This is a genomic window from Devosia sp. 1566 (assembly GCF_004005995.1).
Taxonomy (GTDB): Bacteria; Pseudomonadota; Alphaproteobacteria; order Rhizobiales; family Devosiaceae; genus Devosia.
Window position 1 is genome coordinate 3,497,501 of record NZ_CP034767.1, and the last position, 2,500, is coordinate 3,500,000.

The 2,500-nt window shown below is 55.4% G+C and carries 2 rRNA genes (1 of these 2 only partly in view); both read right to left on the reverse strand.

The annotated features are described in order from the left end of the window. Window positions 1-699 precede the first annotated feature (699 nt). Window positions 700-815, reverse strand: a 5S ribosomal RNA gene (rrf, locus tag ELX51_RS16665). Window positions 816-936: 121 nt separating this feature from the next. Next, window positions 937-2,500: ribosomal RNA gene (locus ELX51_RS16670) — 23S ribosomal RNA — on the reverse strand (it continues 1,159 nt past the right edge of the window).

Sequence of the window (2,500 nt, forward strand, 5' to 3'; positions counted from 1 at the left end):
TGGTGCGCGCCAGTCCACTGAGAGAACGATCGAGCAATGTAACCCTTTTCAAACACTTTGAGGCACAAGCCAGACCAGCCAAGCTCTTGAACGAGGGACACCCTGCATCGCGGCCGGCGTTCAAAATGCCGGCCCATGTTAATTTGGTGCGAACACCCGCCTTATCGCTAGAGAGCTGAAGGACGATAGCAACCGCTCTGGGGGGCGTGCCGCTCGACGCAGCAGCCAACTGCACTCGGAAGCGTTGAGGGGCCTTGCGACAGCCGGGTGCCATGATGAACGAGCACAGAAAAGCAAATGAGGGTGCGGGGCAGTCCGACGAGCCCTTTAGCGGAACTGCAGTGCGATTTTCGGCCCGGCGGGGCTCTCGTGCCTCGCGGTCAACTCCATTCTTACGGCCGGCCACCGGTTCACAACAACAAACTCCCGCGGACAAGTGCGTAGCCGCGGACTTCCTCCCTCAGCTCGGGTGCTATAGTGGATGTCAAGGCGAGCCTAGTCACCGCTTCCCCTCGCCGTGCTATCCGACGCCGACAAGCCGCAATGGTTGACAAGGCACTGGGCACAGGCGGACGCAAGTCCCACCAGGATCTCAAGAGCCGTCCTCCCCTTTCCTCCGGACGCGAAAAAGCCCCGCCTCATTTCTGAGTGCGGGGCTTTTGTGTTTCGACGACGTATTGAGACATCCGTTTTTGGCAGACCTGGCAGCGACCTACTCTCCCAAGCCTTAAGACTTAGTACCATTGGCGCGGAAGCATTTGACGGTCGAGTTCGGGATGGGATCGGGTCCTGGGCGCTTCGCAAGAACCACCAGGTCAGCGAAAAACGGATGGTGAAGATCTGGTTAATGTTTGTTCCAACGCTTTCCCATGCAAGAAGCGTTGGTGGTGTATTTCTGAGCGATCGTTAGATCAATGCGGACATTGATTAATGAGAACGATCAAGCCAATCGAGCTATTAGTACCGGTAAGCTTCACACATTGCTGCGCTTCCACACCCGGCCTATCGACGTGGTGGTCTTCCACGGCTCTCAAGGGAATACTCGTTTTGAAGGAGGCTTCCTGCTTAGATGCTTTCAGCAGTTATCCCGTCCGAACTTAGCTACCCTGCAATGCGGCTGGCGCCACAACAGGTCCACCAGAGGTTCGTCCAACCCGGTCCTCTCGTACTAGGGTCAGCTCTTCTCAATATTCCTACACCCACGGCAGATAGGGACCGAACTGTCTCACGACGTTCTAAACCCAGCTCACGTACCACTTTAAATGGCGAACAGCCATACCCTTGGGACCTGCTCCAGCCCCAGGATGTGATGAGCCGACATCGAGGTGCCAAACAATGCCGTCGATATGGACTCTTGGGCATTATCAGCCTGTTATCCCCAGCGTACCTTTTATTCGTTGAGCGATGGCCCTTCCACGCGGGACCACCGGATCACTATGACCGACTTTCGTCTCTGCTCGACTTGTCAGTCTCGCAGTCAGGCAGGCTTATGCCATTGCACTCAGCGAACGATTTCCGACCGTTCTGAGCCCACCATCGCGCGCCTCCGTTACTCTTTGGGAGGCGACCGCCCCAGTCAAACTACCCACCATACGCTGTCCCGGACACTGTTATGCCGCGGTTAGACATCTATGACGATAAGGGTGGTATCTCATCTTGCGGCTCCACCAGAGCTGGCGCCCTGGCTTCAAAGCCTACCACCTATCCTGCACATGCCGACACAAATGCCAGCGTAAAGCTATAGTAAAGGTGCATGGGGTCTTTCCGTCTGACCGCAGGAACCCCGCATCTTCACGGGGAATTCAATTTCGCTGAGTCTATACTGGAGACAGTGGGGAAGTCGTTACGCCATTCGTGCAGGTCGGAACTTACCCGACAAGGAATTTCGCTACCTTAGGACCGTTATAGTTACGGCCGCCGTTTACCGGGGCTTCATTTCAAAGCTTGCACCTCTCCATTTAACCTTCCGGCACCGGGCAGGCGTCAGACCCTATACGTCGTATTGCTACTTCGCAGAGCCCTGTGTTTTTAGTAAACAGTCGCCACCCCCTCTTTTGTGCCACTCCACAACGGTTGCCCGCTGGGAAGTCACGCTTATCCCGAAGTTACGCGTGCAATTTGCCGAGTTCCTTCAGTATAGTTCTCTCAAGCGCCTTGGTATACTCTACCAGTCCACCTGTGTCGGTTTAGGGTACGGTCAATATCGATGGAGCTATTTCCAGGAACCGGCTCATCGCACCCCCAATCCAATAAGGGGATACGAACCTGCGCGATCCGTCACTACCATCTGGTTCACGAATATTAACGTGATTCCCATCGGCTACGCATTTCTGCCTCACCTTAGGGGCCGACTAACCCTGCGCTGATTAGCATTGCGCAGGAACCCTTGGACTTTCGGCGAAAGTGTCTCTCACACTTTTTGTCGCTACTCATGTCATCATTCGCACTTCCGATACCTCCACGGCCCCTCACAGGTACCGCTTCGCAGGCTTACGGAACG